The sequence below is a fragment of the Paracoccus sp. PAMC 22219 genome, assembly GCF_000787695.1.
In the GTDB taxonomy this organism is placed as follows: Bacteria; Pseudomonadota; Alphaproteobacteria; order Rhodobacterales; family Rhodobacteraceae; genus Paracoccus.
Map to the genome: position 1 here is coordinate 1 of NZ_BBPH01000057.1, position 13,727 is coordinate 13,727.

Below are 13,727 nucleotides of genomic sequence, written 5' to 3' on the forward strand. Positions count from 1 at the left end.
CGACGATGTCGACGGGCACCGGATCGACCGGCATGCGACCAGCACCACCGTGCCGCCCGGACGCGCCAGCGCCGGCAGGCCCAGGATCGCGGGGGCCGCGCCCGAACATTCGAAGACCACGTCCGCGCCCCATCCGCCCGTGGCCGCCGCGATCGCCTGCGCCGCGGGGGTGGTACGGATGTTGACCGTCTCGATGCCCGGATAGGCGCCGATGATGTCCAGCTTGGGCTGGGCCAGGTCGGCGATCAGAACCTTGGCGCAGCCCCCGGCCAGCGCGGCCAGCGCGGTCATCATGCCGATGGGCCCGGCACCCGTGACCAGGCCGATGTCGCCCGGCTGGATGCGCGCGCGCAGGGCGGCCTGCATGCCGATGGCAAAGGGCTCGACCATCGCGCCCTGCGCGAACGACACCTGGTCGGGCAGCCGATAGGTATAGGCCGCCGGATGCACGACCTGCGCCGTCAGGCAGCCATGCACCGGCGGCGTGGCCCAGAACCGCACCGCCGGATCGACGTTGTAGATGCCCAGCTTGGCCGCGCGCGATGTCGGGTCCGGGATGCCCGGCTCCATGCAGACCCGGTCGCCGGGCTTCAGATGGGTGACCTGGGCGCCGACCTCGACCACGGTGCCCGATGCCTCATGTCCCAGCACCATCGGCTGTTCGACCACAAAGGGGCCGATCTTGCCGTGGGTGTAATAATGCACGTCGGACCCGCAGATGCCGACGGTGTGGACCGCGATGCGCACATCGGTGGGCGACAGGTCCTGATCCAGCGCGATGTCGCGCAGCGCCAGCTGACCCTTGCGTTCCAGTACCAGTGATGTCGCCATGTCCCGTCCCCTCCGATGTTGCGATCCGGAGCCGACAGAACGCCTGTCGCGCGGCGGTGTAAATCCGTTCGGTTGCTGCCGGGGCGGGAAATCTGCGGAGATGGAAAAATACTATCACCGCAACGATGGGCGCGAATGTTAAAAAACGTGACTTAATGAGATAAATTGTTGCAATGCGCGCGCGATTGTGACTGAGTGCGGCCCAATCTGATCAGGGAGAAGCACAGATGTCCGTCCCGTCCGGCTATAGAGTTTGCGTCGTAGGCCTTGGGTCCATGGGCATGGGGGCGGCGCTGTCCTGCCTGCGCGCCGGGCTGGCCACCAGCGGCATCGACCTGGACGCGGGACGCCGCGACGCCTTTGCGGCCCAGGGGCCGAGGGCGTGGCGGACGGCATCGCGGGGCTGACCGGCGAATTCGACGCGGTGATCGTGCTGGTCGTGAACGGCGCACAGGCGCGCCAGGTGATCCTGGGGCAGGGGGGCGTGGCCGACCGCATCGCGCCCGGCGGCGCGATCATGGTCAGCTGCACCCAATCGACTGATGACGCGCGCGCCTTGGGCGCCGATCTGGCCGCGCGCGGCGTGCTGATGCTGGACGCGCCGGTGTCGGGCGGGGCCGCCAAGGCTGCGCAGGGGGCGATGACGGTCATGGCCTCGGGTCCGGACGCGGCCTTCGACGCGCTGGCCCCGGTGCTGGAGGCGGTGGCCGCCAAAACCTATCGCATCGGGTCCGAGATCGGCCAGGGCGCAACGGTCAAGGTCATCCACCAGCTGCTGGCGGGCGTGCATATCGCGGTGGGCGCCGAGGCGATGGCCCTGGCCGCCCGCGCGGGCATCCCGCTGGACACGATGTACGACGTCGTCACCAACGCCGCCGGCAATTCCTGGATGTTCGAGAACCGGATGAAGCATGTGGTCGACGGCGACTATACCCCGACCTCCGCCGTGGACATCTTCGTCAAGGATCTGGGCCTGGTCACCGAAACCGGGCGGGCCCTGGGGTTCCCGCTGCCCTTGGCCTCGACCGCCTTCGCGATGTTCCAGCAGGCCTCCAACATGGGTCACGGGCGCGAGGATGACAGCGCGGTGATCAAGACCTTTTCGGGCATCACCCTGCCGGCGGGCAAGGCATGAAGATCGGCGTCATCGCGGATGATTTCACCGGCGCGACCGACATCGCCGGGTTCCTGGTCGCGGGGGGCCTGACCACCACGCAGATGATCGGCGTGCCGGGTGCGGATGCGCAGGTGGATGCCGATGCGGTGGTGATCTCGCTCAAAAGCCGGTCGAACCCGGCTGCGGAGGCTGTGGCCGACAGCCTGGCCGCGCTGGACTGGCTGCGCGCGCGGGGCTCCGCGCAGATCTATCAGAAATACTGTTCGACCTTCGATTCGACCGCTGACGGCAATATCGGCCCGGTGGCCGATGCGCTGATGGCGGCGATGGGGACCGACATCACGGTCATCTGCCCGGCGCTGCCGGTGAACGGGCGGTCGGTCTATCTGGGCCATCTGTTCGTGGGACAGGACCTGCTGCAGGATTCAGGGATGCGCGATCACCCGATTACGCCGATGCGCGACAGCAGCCTGATCCGGCTGATGGAGGGTCAGGCGCAAGGCCGCTGCGGGCTGGTCGATGCGGCAACGGTCGATCAGGGGCCGCAGGCCGTGCGTGACCGTATCGCGGCACTGCGGGCGGATGGTGTGCGCTATGTCGTGCTGGACGCGATCAGCGACGTGCATCTGGCGACCCTCGGGCAGGCCGTGGCGGACATGGCGCTGGTCACCGGCGGGTCGGGTCTGGGCTATGGCATCGCGCGCGCGGCGTCGGGCGGGGCCGATGCGCAGGCGCAGGATGCGGGCGCGCCGCTGGCGGGGCCGGGGGTGGTGATCTCGGGCTCGTGCTCGGTGATGACCAACCGCCAGGTCGCGGCCTATCGCACGCTGGCGCCCACGCTGGACGTGGATGTGAACCGCTGCCTGGCGGATGCTGATGCCTATGGCGTCGAGTTGGCCGACTGGGTGCTGGCGCAGCCGCAGGGCCGCGCACCGATGATCACCGCGACCGCCGATCCGGCGCGCCTGCGCGAGATCCAAGGCACCTACGGCGCCGCCGCCTCCGAGGCGGTCGAGCGGACCTTCGCCGCCGCCGCCGCGCGTCTGGCCGAAGGCGGCATCACCCGCTTCATCGTCGCGGGAGGAGAGACCTCGGGGTCCGTCACGCAGGCGCTGAAGGTCACGGGCTTTGCCATCGGGCCGCAGATCGCGCCCGGCGTGCCTTGGGTCCGCGCGCTGGACAAGCCGCTGTCGCTGGCGCTGAAATCCGGCAATTTCGGGGCTGAGACCTTCTTCACCGACGCGCAGGAGGTCCCCGCATGAGCGCCGCCGACCGCATGGTCCTGCTGTGCCGCAGCCTGTTCGAGCGTGGCTATTCCGTGGGCGGGGCGGGCAACGTGTCGGTCCGGAACCCCGATGGCGGCTTTATCGTCACCCCCACGGGCAGCAGTCTGGGCCGCCTGTCGGCCGATGCGCTGTCGGTGATCGGCGCGGATGGCGAACCGCTGCCGGGGCCAAAGCCTTCCAAGGAATTCGCGTTCCACCGCGCGCTCTATGATGTGCGGCCGCAGGCGGGCGCCATCGTGCATCTGCATTCGACCTATCTGACCGCGCTGTCCTGCCTGGAGGGGCTGCCGCGCGACAATGCGATCCGGCCCTTCACCCCCTATTACGTCATGCGCATCGGGCACATGCCGGTCATCCCCTATTCCCGCCCCGGATCGCCGCAGATCGGGCTGGACCTGGCCGCAGCCGCGCAGGGCAGCACCGCGCAGGCGTTTCTGCTGGCGTCGCACGGGGTCGTCGTGCTGGGTCGCGACATCGACGATGCCGTGAACAACGCCGAAGAGCTGGAGGAGACCGCCAAGCTGCAGTTCATCCTGCGCGGCGAAAAGCTGCATTACCTGACCGAGGCCGAGATCGCCGAACTGGGCGGAGGATACTGACATGACCCGCATTGCCGCGAACCTTTCGATGCTGTTCACCGACGCGCCCTTTCTGGACCGGTTCGACCGGGCGGGGGCTGCGGGTTTCGACACGGTCGAATTCCTGTTCCCCTATGATCACCCCATCGACGTGGTGAAGACCCGGCTGGACCGCAACGGGTTACGCCTGTCGCTGATCAATGCGCCCGCGGGCGATTGGGCGGGGGGCGAACGGGGCTTTGCCGCGCGTCCGTCCAAGCGCGCCGAATTCCGCGCCAGCGTGGAACAGGCGATCACCTATGCCACGGGCCTGGGCTGTCCGCGCATCCACGTGATGTCCGGCATCACCGCCGGTGAACCCGACCGCGCCGCCTGCGAGGCGGTCTGGACCGAAAACCTGCGCGAGGCCGCCGACATGGCCGCCGCCGCCAACCTGTTCATCAGCATCGAGCCGCTGAACAGCCGCGATGTGCCGGGCTATTTCATCGCGCATCAGGACCCGACGCTGGCCCTGATCGAACGCCTTGATCGTCGCAACGTGCTGCTGCAATTCGACGTCTATCACACGCAGATCATGGACGGCGACATCATCCGCCGGATCGAGCGTCTGAAAGGCGCCTATGGCCATGTCCAGATCGCGGGCGTCCCCGACCGCCACGAACCCGATACGGGCGAGCTGAACTATGCCGAGATCTTCGCGGCGTTCGAGCGGACCGGGTTCGACGGGCCCTTGGGCTGCGAATACAACCCGCGCGGCCGGACCGAGGACGGTCTGGGCTGGGCCGCGCCCTACCTGCGCGCGGTGTCATGATTCCCGCCGAACGCCAGCAGTTCATCCTGTCCTGGCTGGGCGAACGCGACATCGTCAGCATCGCCGACCTGGTGGACCGCCTGGGCGTGTCCCACATGACCGTGCGCCGCGACATCCAGGTGCTGGAGGATGCGGGTCGTGTCTCCTCCGTCACCGGCGGCGTGCGCCTGTCGCGCCGCCTGGCGCAGGAGCTGCCGCATCTGCAGAAGGCCGCGATCAACACCGATGCCAAGCGCGCGGTGGGGCAGGCGGCGGCCGATCTGGTCCGCGACGGCATGGTGATCTATCTGGACGCGGGCACCACCCTGCTGGAGCTGGCGCGCCAGATCGCCGGGCGGCGCGGGCTGACGGTGGTCACGAACGACTTCGTCATCTGCGCCTGGCTGTCCACGCATTCGGACTGCACGCTGTATCACAGCGGCGGGCTGGTCGAACGCGCGAACCAGTCCTGCGTGGGCGGTGCCGCCTCCGAAGCGCTGGCGCGATTCAACTATGACATCGCCTTCATCTCGACCTCGTCCTGGACGGTGGCGGGGCTGAGTTCGCCCTCCGAGGCCAAGGGCCCGGTCAAGCGCGTCGCGGTCGATCGCGCGCGGCGCGCCGTGCTGGTGTCGGATTCGACGAAATACGGCGCGGTGGCGGCGATGAACATCCTGCCCGTCTCGGTCTTCGACACGGTCGTGACCGATGCGGGCATCGACGCAGGCGCGGCGGACGCCCTGCGCGAGATGGGGGTGCAGGTGATCCTGGCCCCCGACCTGAAGGGAGAGAGCCTATGACCATCGTTGTGACCGGCGGCGCCGGTTTTCTGGGCGCGCGCCTGATCGCGGCCCTGCTGGAAGACGGCGCGGACCGCATCGTGTCGCTGGACCGCGTGGCCTGCCCGGTGGATGACGCGCGGGTGGAGAGCCTGGTCGGCTCCATCGACGACCCGGACGCCGTGGCCCGCGCGCTGTCGGGGGGGGCCGACACGGTCTATCACCTGGCCGCCGTGCTGTCGGGCCAGTCCGAGGAGGATTTCGACACCGGACTGCACATCAACGTGGACGCCACCCGCCTGCTGCTGGAAGCCTGCCGCAAGTTGGACCGCGCGCCGCGTTTCGTCTTCACCAGCTCGCTGGCGGTGTTCGGCGGCGCGATGCCGCAGATCGTGCCGCCGACCATGGCCCTGATGCCGCAGTCCTCCTATGGCTGCGGCAAGGCCATCGGCGAGCTGCTGGTCAGCGAATACAGCCGCAAGGGGTTCGTCGACGGGCTGACCGTGCGCCTGCCCACGATCTGCGTGCGCCCCGGCGCGCCCAATTCCGCGGCCTCCAGCTTCGTGTCGGGGATCATCCGCGAACCGGTGGCGGGGCAGGCGTCGGAATGCCCGGTGCCGCTGGACACGCGCCTGTGGATCAGTTCGCCCGGCGTGGCGGTCGAGAACCTGGTCCGCGCGGGCCGCATTCCGGCCGCCGATCTGGGGATCAACCGCGTCATGGACATGCCCGGCATAACCACGACCCCCGCCGAAATGCTGGACAGTCTGGAGCGGCTGGTGGGTGCGGACGCCCGCGCCCGCGTCGCCCTGACCCGCGAGCAGCGGATCATCGACATCGTCTGCAGCTGGCCCGGTGCGTTCGACGTGACCCGCGCGCAGACCCTGGGCTTTGGCGCAGATACCGATTTCGACGCGATCCTGCGCCAGTTCCTTGCCGATCGCTGAGCGTTTTCAACTGGAGGCGCCCAAGCCGGGCGCAGTGGAGGAGTAACCCATGGCTGAACCCGGAATGGAGTTCCAGCTGATCGCAGGACTTGGCTTTGCCATCTTCCTGCTGATCTTCCTGGTCGTGAAGACCAAGGTCCACGCGATCATCGCGTTGATCATCGCGGCATCGGTGTCCGGCCTGATCGGCGGCATGATGCCCGCCGACGTGATCACCTCGATCACCACCGGTTTTGGCCGCACGCTGTCCACCATCGGCCTGGTCATCGGTTTCGGCGTCATGATGGGCCGCATCCTGGAGGTGTCGGGCGCGGCCGAGCAGATGGCCTATTCGCTGATCCGGTGGGTGGGCAAGAAACGCGAAGACTGGGCGATGGTCCTAACGGGCTATATCGTGTCGATCCCGATCTTTTGCGACAGCGCCTTCGTGATCCTGTCGCCGCTGGTCAAGGCGCTGGCGCGGTCGTCGGGCAAGTCGGTGCTGACGCTTGGCATCGCGCTGGCGGGCGGGCTGATGCTGACGCATCACGCGGTGCCGCCGACCCCCGGCCCCCTGGGTGTCGCGGGCATCTTTGACGTCGATCTGGGCCTGATGATCCTCTGGGGCATCGTCTTCACGATCCCCGGCATGGCGGTCATCGTCTTTTACGCCCGCGCCATGGGCCCCCGCATCGAACGGATGATCCAGACCGATACCGGAGAGGACCTGTCCGCCACCTATCGCCAGTTCGAGGAGGCCGTGGACGACCGCCAGAAGGTCCTGCCGTCCCTGGGTCTGTCGGTGCTGCCGCTGCTGCTGCCGATCGTGCTGATCTTCCTGAACACCATCGCCACCACGCTGGTGGGCGCATCCGACAACCCTGACCTGGCGACCAGCCTGCCGGTGCAGGCGATGTCGTTCTTTGGCAACCCGGTCATCGCCGTGGCAATGGGCCTGCTGGTCGCGATCTATACCCTGCTGCCCGGCCGTCCGCGTGACGAGGTGCTGGGATACATGGAGCAGGGCGTCGAAAGCGCGGGCATCATCCTGCTGGTGACCGGTGCGGGCGGTGCCTTGGGTTCGGTCCTGCGCGATTCGGGTGCGGGCGACGTGATCGGCCAGGCGGTGGCGGGGCTTGCCATCCCGGCCGTGCTGATCCCCTTTGTCATCAGTTCGCTGGTGCGGCTGATCCAGGGGTCGGGCACGGTCGCGATGATCACGGGCGCGTCGATCTCGGCGCCGATCCTGATGAACATGCCGGACGTCAACATGGTCTTTGCAGCCCAGGCCGCGGCCATCGGGTCGATGGTCTTCGGCTATTTCAACGACAGCTATTTCTGGGTCATCAACCGGATGCTGGGCGTGAAGCAGGCGAAGCACCAGATGCTGCTGTGGTCGGTTCCGACCACGCTGGCCTGGGGGTCGTCGCTGGCCATGCTGCTGATCTGTAACGCTCTGTTCGGATAAGTCACGGACCATTGCCGCGCGGCCCCCTTGATCGCGCGGCAAACATTTCCTTAATGGAACCGAAGGTCGCCCTTCGTGTTGCGCTGTCGCGCCGCATGGCGGGGCAGCAGCAAAAGGGACGGCGGGACAACATGGATGCTTCGAGTGATCGGCTGGCCCGTCCGGGATGGAACTGCTGGCGGGTCGAACAATCGGGGCGGTTCACCTTCATCGCCGATGCCGACGAATATTTCCGCGCCGTGCGCCAGGCCATGCTGCAGGCGCGCCATTCGATCCTGATGATCGGGTGGGACTTCGACGCCCGCATCCATCTGGGCGATGCGTCTGACGGTGGTCCTCCGGCCTTGGGCGATTTCGTGATGTGGCTGGCGCGCAGGCGTCCGACGCTGCACGTGCGGCTGCTGCGGTGGGATACCGGCGCGCTGAAGGCGATGTTCCGGGGCAGCACGCTGCTGACGATCCTGCGCTGGAAGATGCATCCGCGCATCACGCTGCGCCTGGATGGCAAGCACCCCCTGGCCAGTTCGCACCACCACAAGATCGTCGTGATCGACGACTGCCTGGCGTTCTGCGGCGGCATCGACATGACCGAGGGCCGGTGGGACACCCGCGAACACAAGGATGACGACCCCCGGCGCACCAGCGCCAGCGGCAAGCCGATGAAGCCGTGGCACGACGCGACCAGCGCCTTTGACGGACCGGCCGCGCGGGCGATGGGCGATCTGGCCCGCGACCGCTGGCGCATTGCCTGCGGAGAGGAGCTGTCCCCGGTCAGCGATTCGTCGGGCTGCTGGCCTGATGCGCTGAAACCGACGTTCCGCGACGTGGCCCTGGCCATCGCGCGGACCCGGCCGGAAATTCCCGATACCCAGCCCGTCTATGAGGTCGAGCAGATGTATCTGGACCTGATCGCCCGGGCGAAAAAGGTCATCTATGCCGAAAGCCAGTATTTCGCGTCCCGCCGCATCGCCCAGGCCATCGCCAAGCGCCTGACCGAGGACGAGCCCCCCGAGATCATCATCATCAACCCGGTCAGCGCCCAGGGCTGGCTGGAGCCGATGGCGATGGACACCGCCCGCGCCCAGCTGGTCGAGGCGCTGCGCAAGCTGGACCATCGCGACCGGCTGCGCATCTATCACCCGGTGACCGATGCGGGGGCGGAAATCTATGTCCACGCCAAGGTGACCGTCATCGACGACACCTATCTGCGGGTCGGGTCGTCGAACTTCAACAACCGCTCGATGCGGCTGGACACGGAATGCGACGTGATGCTGGCCGCCGAACGCCCCGGCGCTGAGGCGACGCGCGAGACCATAACCGGACTGCGCGACGATCTGTTGGCCGAGCACTTGGCGATGACGCCGGACCAGGTCACTCAGGGTATCAAGGACCATGGCAGCGTGATCGCGATGATCGAGGCCAGCCGCGGGCCGCAGGGACAGGGGCGCACCCTGATCCCCTATGAGATCCCGGAACTGACAGATTTCCAGGCGTGGCTTGCCGACAACGAGATCCTGGACCCCGAGGGACCCGACAATATCTTTGAGCCCCTGGGCAAGCGCAAGGGACTGATCCGCCACTGGCATTGGCCCAATCGCCTGAAATGGCGCCGGCGCAAGGCGGGCTAGTCCTAATCGGGCCCGGTGGGCAGCCCTTTGCTGAGCCCGGACACGCTGATCCCGTTCAGCAGGCCCGCATCGATGGCCTTGCGGATCGCATGGGGGTTGTCCTCGACCCCCAGGGCGGTGCGCGCCATCCGCAATCGATAGCGCAGCGCGGTGCGCGAGATGCCAAGCGCCTGGCACGCCTGGTCATAGGTCATGCCGCAGGCGATCGCTTCCAGCGCGTCGACCAGGATCGGGCGCAGCGATGCGGTGCGGTCGACCATCTCGTGCCCGCGCCGCAGCAGGTCGGCCATGCTGGCGATCTCGGCGTCCGTAAACTCTCGGTCGTTGCGCGCGGCGCCGATATAGGACCGCGATTCCGCCGGACCCCAAGACAGCGCCGCGCCATAGATCAGGCCGTGATCGCGTGCCTGGCCCATCACGTTCAGCGGATCGGGCAGGATGCGGGTCAGCTCGCTCCACCGGATCTGGCCCTGATTCATGACGCACCACATCACCATCGGATCGCCGACGCCCAGATTGCCGCGCGTATAAGTCTGGATCCACTGTGAAGGATAGGTTGACACGCGCCTGACAGGGCGCGAATACCGGATATGCAACCCTAGGGTGAATCCGCGGGGGGCAAGCACCGACAAGGCATCATCGATCTGGGCAAGGGCGTTCACTGACATCCTGAGATACCTGGAAAAACGACACGACGAATGACGGGTGAACAGAATTGTTTGCCCATTTAAGCCGGGCCGCGCGTCGCAGCAAGGGGGGGCTTTCCATACCGCCGTTGCATCGGGGCAACATAGCCTTACGGGGCTATATTCCGACCACGTCATAGCCCTTATGGGGTGTCTTGCGCATGTCGTGCCTGTCGGGACGGTTAGCGTGCGTGTTGCCCTATTTCAGTTGTGTCAGGACGCCCCTTCGGGGGTGTCCTTTTTTTCATGCCTGACGCGGGCTTGCGTCCGGCGGACGGATCGCTAGCCTGCGCCCGAAATCGCAATCAGGGAAGTGGTCCGATGGAACGTATGAAACTGGGCGGCAGCGCGGTCGAGGTCAGCCGGATCTGCCTGGGGACGATGACATTCGGCAACCAGACCGCCGAGGCGGACGCCCATGCGCAGATGGATGCGGCCCTGGAGGTCGCGATGACCTTCATGGACTGCGCCGAGATGTATCCGGTCAACCCCGTCCGCCGCGAGACGATCGGCCTGTCCGAAGAGGTAATCGGCCGCTGGCTGGCGCGCACCGGCAACCGCGACCGGGTCGAGATCGCGACCAAGATCACCGGGCCCAGCCAGATGGTCCGCGACGGCGCGCCCTTTGACGGGGCGACGGTCACGGCCTGCGTCGACACCTCGCTGCGCCGGTTGCAGACGGACCGGATCGACCTGTACCAGTTGCACTGGCCGGTGCGCGGGTCGTACGGATTCCGCCAGAACTGGGGTTTCGATCCGTCGGGCCAGGACAAGGCGCAGACGCTGGCGCATATGCGCGACGTGCTGGGCGCGCTGTCGGAGGCGGTGACGGCAGGCAAGATCCGGGCGGTGGGCCTGTCCAACGAATCTGCCTGGGGCCTGGCCCGCTGGTGCGACGTGGCCGACGAGATCGGCGGACCGCGCATGGCCGCAATCCAGAACGAGTATTCGCCGCTGTACCGCCTGTACGACACCGACCTGGCCGAGGTCGCGGTGAACGAGGATGTCACGCTGCTGTCCTATTCGCCGCTGGCGGCAGGCCTGCTGACCGGGAAATATGCATCCGGCGCGATGCCCGAGGGCAGCCGCGCGGCGGTGGACAAGGCCACCGGCGGGCAGGGCAACCTGGGCGGCCGCAAGACGGAACGCGGGCTGGCCGCGGCCGAGGCCTATGGCCGCCTGGCGGCCGAGCATGGCTGGGACGTGGTGCACATGGTCATCGCGTGGCAGCTGACGCGGCCCTTCAAGGTGGTGCCGATCATCGGGGCCACGACGATGGATCAGCTGCGCCATCTGATCGCCGGTCTGGGCCGCGATCTGCCCGACGATCTGCGCCGCGGGATCGAGCGTCTGCACCGCGCCCACCCGCTGCCCTATTGATGTGAACCGGACCGTCTCTATCTTACTGACAAGACAGATGAACACGAAGGACCAGGCATGGCAGGCGATCCCTATGGAGCACTCGGCGTGTCGCGAAGCGCCAGTGCCGATGAGATCAAGAAGGCCTATCGGCGCATCGCGAAGACCGATCACCCGGACCTGAACCCGGATCCGGCCGCCGCAAAGCGGTTCGCGGCGGCGTCGGCGGCCTATGACCTGCTCAAGGACGCCGACCAGCGCCGCCGCTTTGATGCAGGCGAGATCAACGCCCAGGGTCAGGACCAGGCGCCCCGCTGGCAGGGTCGTCCGGGGGCGGGCGGCAATCCGTTCGGCGAAGCGCCCGGCCATGGCGGCGACCCGGACCTGTCGGACGTGTTCGCCGACCTGTTCGGCCAGCGCGCGGCACCCCGCGGCGGCGGTGGCTTTGGCGGTTTCGGTGGCTTTGGCGGGTTCGGCGGCGGGCGCGCGGCGGACATGCGCGGCCAGGACCTGCGGCTGGCGCTGCAGGTCGATTTCCTGACCGCGGCCCGCGGCGGGCGCAACCGCATCACGCTGCCGCAGGGCGGCACGCTGGAGGTGGCGATTCCCAAGGGCGTGCGCGACGGCCAGGTGATCCGCCTGCGCGGCAAGGGCGAACCCGGCATGGGCCGCGGAGAGCCGGGCGACGCCTATCTGGAGGTTCGTGTGACCGACCATCCGCAGTTCACGCGGGACGGCGACGACATCTACCTGGTGCTGCCGATCAGCCTGGACGAGGCGGTTCTGGGCGGCAAGGTCGCGGCGCCGACCATCGACGGGCCGGTCAACCTGACCATCCCGCGCGGAGCGACGTCAGGCCAGCGGCTGCGGCTGCGGGGTCGGGGCGTGAACGGCGGCGACCAGCATGTCGAGCTGCGCATCGCCATGCCGCCCAAGGTGGACGCCAAGCTGGCCGAGTTCTTTGAAACCTGGCGGCGCGAGAACGCCTATGACCCGCGGCGGGGCATGTCCGAGGCGTCCTGACGCGCAGGCAGCACGGCCATGATGCGGGCGCGGGCGTCGGGTGTCATGCGACCCCAGGCGGCGATCTCGGCCAGGGTGCGGTGGCATCCGAGGCACAGGTTACGCTCCGCGTCGATGCGGCAGAGCTTGATGCAGGGGCTTTCGATCATCGGCGGTTGTCGTCCTGATACGCGGACCCGGATGCGGGTCGCGGGGGGCGGGCCGTGCAGAGCACGGCCCGGACGCTGCCGCTTGGCCCTGCGCCGCGCTGGCGCGCGGCGGGTGCGCGCCTATCCATGGGCGGCGATGTGGCGCAGGCGGTCCAGCACGCCCTGCAGAATGTAACCCGCGGCGACCTGGTCGATGACTTCGGCCCGGCGCTTGCGCGAGGTGTCGCCCTCCAGCAGGGCCCGTTCGGCGGCCACGGTCGACAGGCGTTCGTCCCAATAGGAGATGGGCAGGTCGGTCAGCCGCGTCATGTTGCGGGCAAAGGCGCGGGTGGCCTGGGCGCGCGGCCCTTCGGAGCCGTCCATGTTGCGGGGCAGGCCCAGGATCAGCCCGGCCAGCCCGCGATCCGCGATCAGCGCCAGCAGCGCCTGCGCGTCCTGGGTGAACTTGGTCCGGCGGATCACGGTGATGGGCGATGCCACGCCCCGCATGCCGTCGCTGACGGCGACGCCGATGGTCTTGGTCCCCAGGTCCAGCCCGGCCAGCGCGCCAAAGCGCGGCAGGCTTGCGGCGAAATCGGTCATGTCCTCGTGGATCATTCGTCCAGCCCCGCATCGGTGGCGGCTTGTTCGATCGGGACCAGGGCGTCGGGGGTGCTGCCGAAACGCTGGCGGGCCTCGGCCAGGATCGCGACCGCCTGGTCGCGCCGGTCCAGCACCGCCAGGGCCGCGATCAGGCGCGCCCATTCCTCGGGGGACCCGCCTTGGGTGGCAAGGCGGTCCTGCAGGCGGTCGACCATGCCCTGGACCATCTGGGCGCGTTTCTCGGGGGGCAGATTCTGGGCCGCGGACAGGGCGTCGGCATCGGGGCCGGGCAGATCGGCGGCAGGCGCCGCGGGCGCGCGGTATTCGTCGTCGCCGGCCAGCCAGGCCAGATCCTCGATCGCGGCACGGATCGGGGCGATCCAGGGCGCGCCCTCGGGGCCCTCGTCCAGCAGGGCGCGCCACAGCGGAAAGGCCCGGTCGGGGCGGCCGTTCTGGATCAGCAGCACGCCCTGCAGATAGCGGGCCTGCGGCTGCGTGGGGTCCAGGGTCAGCGCGCGCTGCAGG

13 protein-coding genes and 2 pseudogenes are annotated in these 13,727 nt (G+C 68.2%); 10 read left to right on the forward strand and 5 right to left on the reverse strand.

Features of this window, described 5'->3' with window-relative positions; all coding sequences use genetic code 11:
- Positions 1-831 (reverse strand): annotated as a pseudogene (locus TY51_RS07170) (alcohol dehydrogenase catalytic domain-containing protein); the annotation flags it as partial.
- A 227-nt stretch (positions 832-1,058) separates the two neighbouring features.
- On the opposite strand from TY51_RS07170, the pseudogene ltnD reads away from it, so the two are divergent.
- The 8 genes and pseudogenes from ltnD to TY51_RS07210 all read left to right on the forward strand — a co-directional run bounded on the left by ltnD (position 1,059) and on the right by TY51_RS07210 (position 9,403).
- A pseudogene (ltnD, locus tag TY51_RS07175) lies at positions 1,059-1,966 on the forward strand (L-threonate dehydrogenase).
- A complete protein-coding gene (gene otnK / locus TY51_RS07180; RefSeq protein ID WP_042247678.1) occupies positions 1,963-3,210 on the forward strand; it encodes a 3-oxo-tetronate kinase in 1,248 nt (415 codons plus the stop codon). Before ltnD ends, otnK begins: the two are co-directional and overlap by 4 nt.
- Positions 3,207-3,833 (forward strand): aldolase, encoded by a 627-nt coding sequence (locus TY51_RS07185; RefSeq protein WP_042247681.1) that lies wholly within the window; start codon positions 3,207-3,209, stop codon positions 3,831-3,833. Before otnK ends, TY51_RS07185 begins: the two co-directional genes overlap by 4 nt.
- A 1-nt stretch (position 3,834) precedes the next feature.
- Positions 3,835-4,623: a 2-oxo-tetronate isomerase gene (otnI, locus tag TY51_RS07190; protein WP_042247684.1), complete on the forward strand. Its 789-nt coding sequence runs from the start codon at positions 3,835-3,837 to the stop codon at positions 4,621-4,623.
- Positions 4,620-5,402 carry a DeoR/GlpR family DNA-binding transcription regulator gene (locus TY51_RS07195; RefSeq protein WP_042247687.1) on the forward strand — a complete coding sequence of 261 codons (783 nt, stop codon included), beginning with the start codon at positions 4,620-4,622 and terminating at the stop codon, positions 5,400-5,402. Before otnI ends, TY51_RS07195 begins: the two co-directional genes overlap by 4 nt.
- Positions 5,399-6,328: a D-erythronate dehydrogenase gene (denD, locus tag TY51_RS07200; RefSeq protein WP_042247689.1), complete on the forward strand. Its 930-nt coding sequence runs from the start codon at positions 5,399-5,401 to the stop codon at positions 6,326-6,328. Before TY51_RS07195 ends, denD begins: the two co-directional genes overlap by 4 nt.
- A gap of 49 nt (positions 6,329-6,377) precedes the next feature.
- Positions 6,378-7,775: a GntP family permease gene (locus TY51_RS07205; protein WP_042247691.1), complete on the forward strand. Its 1,398-nt coding sequence runs from the start codon at positions 6,378-6,380 to the stop codon at positions 7,773-7,775.
- A 131-nt stretch (positions 7,776-7,906) separates the two neighbouring features.
- Complete coding sequence (locus TY51_RS07210; RefSeq protein ID WP_042247707.1) at positions 7,907-9,403, forward strand: phospholipase D-like domain-containing protein; 1,497 nt, start codon at positions 7,907-7,909, stop codon at positions 9,401-9,403.
- 2 nt (positions 9,404-9,405) lie between these two features.
- On the opposite strand, the gene TY51_RS07215 is transcribed toward TY51_RS07210, so the two are convergent.
- Complete coding sequence (locus TY51_RS07215; RefSeq protein ID WP_197054689.1) at positions 9,406-9,966, reverse strand: autoinducer binding domain-containing protein; 561 nt, start codon at positions 9,964-9,966, stop codon at positions 9,406-9,408.
- A 444-nt stretch (positions 9,967-10,410) separates the two neighbouring features.
- Here TY51_RS07215 and TY51_RS07220 point away from each other — a divergent pair, with 444 nt between their 5' ends.
- A complete protein-coding gene (locus TY51_RS07220; protein WP_042247695.1) occupies positions 10,411-11,469 on the forward strand; it encodes an aldo/keto reductase in 1,059 nt (352 codons plus the stop codon).
- A gap of 57 nt (positions 11,470-11,526) precedes the next feature.
- Entirely contained in the window at positions 11,527-12,471 is a 945-nt protein-coding gene (locus TY51_RS07225; RefSeq protein ID WP_042247697.1) for a DnaJ C-terminal domain-containing protein, read from the forward strand.
- Here the strand turns inward: TY51_RS07225 and TY51_RS07230 are convergent.
- The 3 genes from TY51_RS07230 to TY51_RS22545 all read right to left on the reverse strand — a co-directional run.
- Entirely contained in the window at positions 12,435-12,620 is a 186-nt protein-coding gene (locus tag TY51_RS07230; RefSeq protein ID WP_042247699.1) for a DUF1289 domain-containing protein, read from the reverse strand. The two genes, TY51_RS07225 and TY51_RS07230, sit on opposite strands and share 37 nt — an antisense overlap.
- A gap of 120 nt (positions 12,621-12,740) precedes the next feature.
- Complete coding sequence (gene ruvX, locus TY51_RS07235; RefSeq protein WP_042247701.1) at positions 12,741-13,217, reverse strand: Holliday junction resolvase RuvX; 477 nt, start codon at positions 13,215-13,217, stop codon at positions 12,741-12,743.
- Positions 13,214-13,727 (reverse strand): cytochrome c biogenesis protein (locus TY51_RS22545; protein WP_042247703.1); only part of this gene is annotated, 514 nt, incomplete at its 5' end. The genes TY51_RS22545 and ruvX, both read right to left, overlap by 4 nt.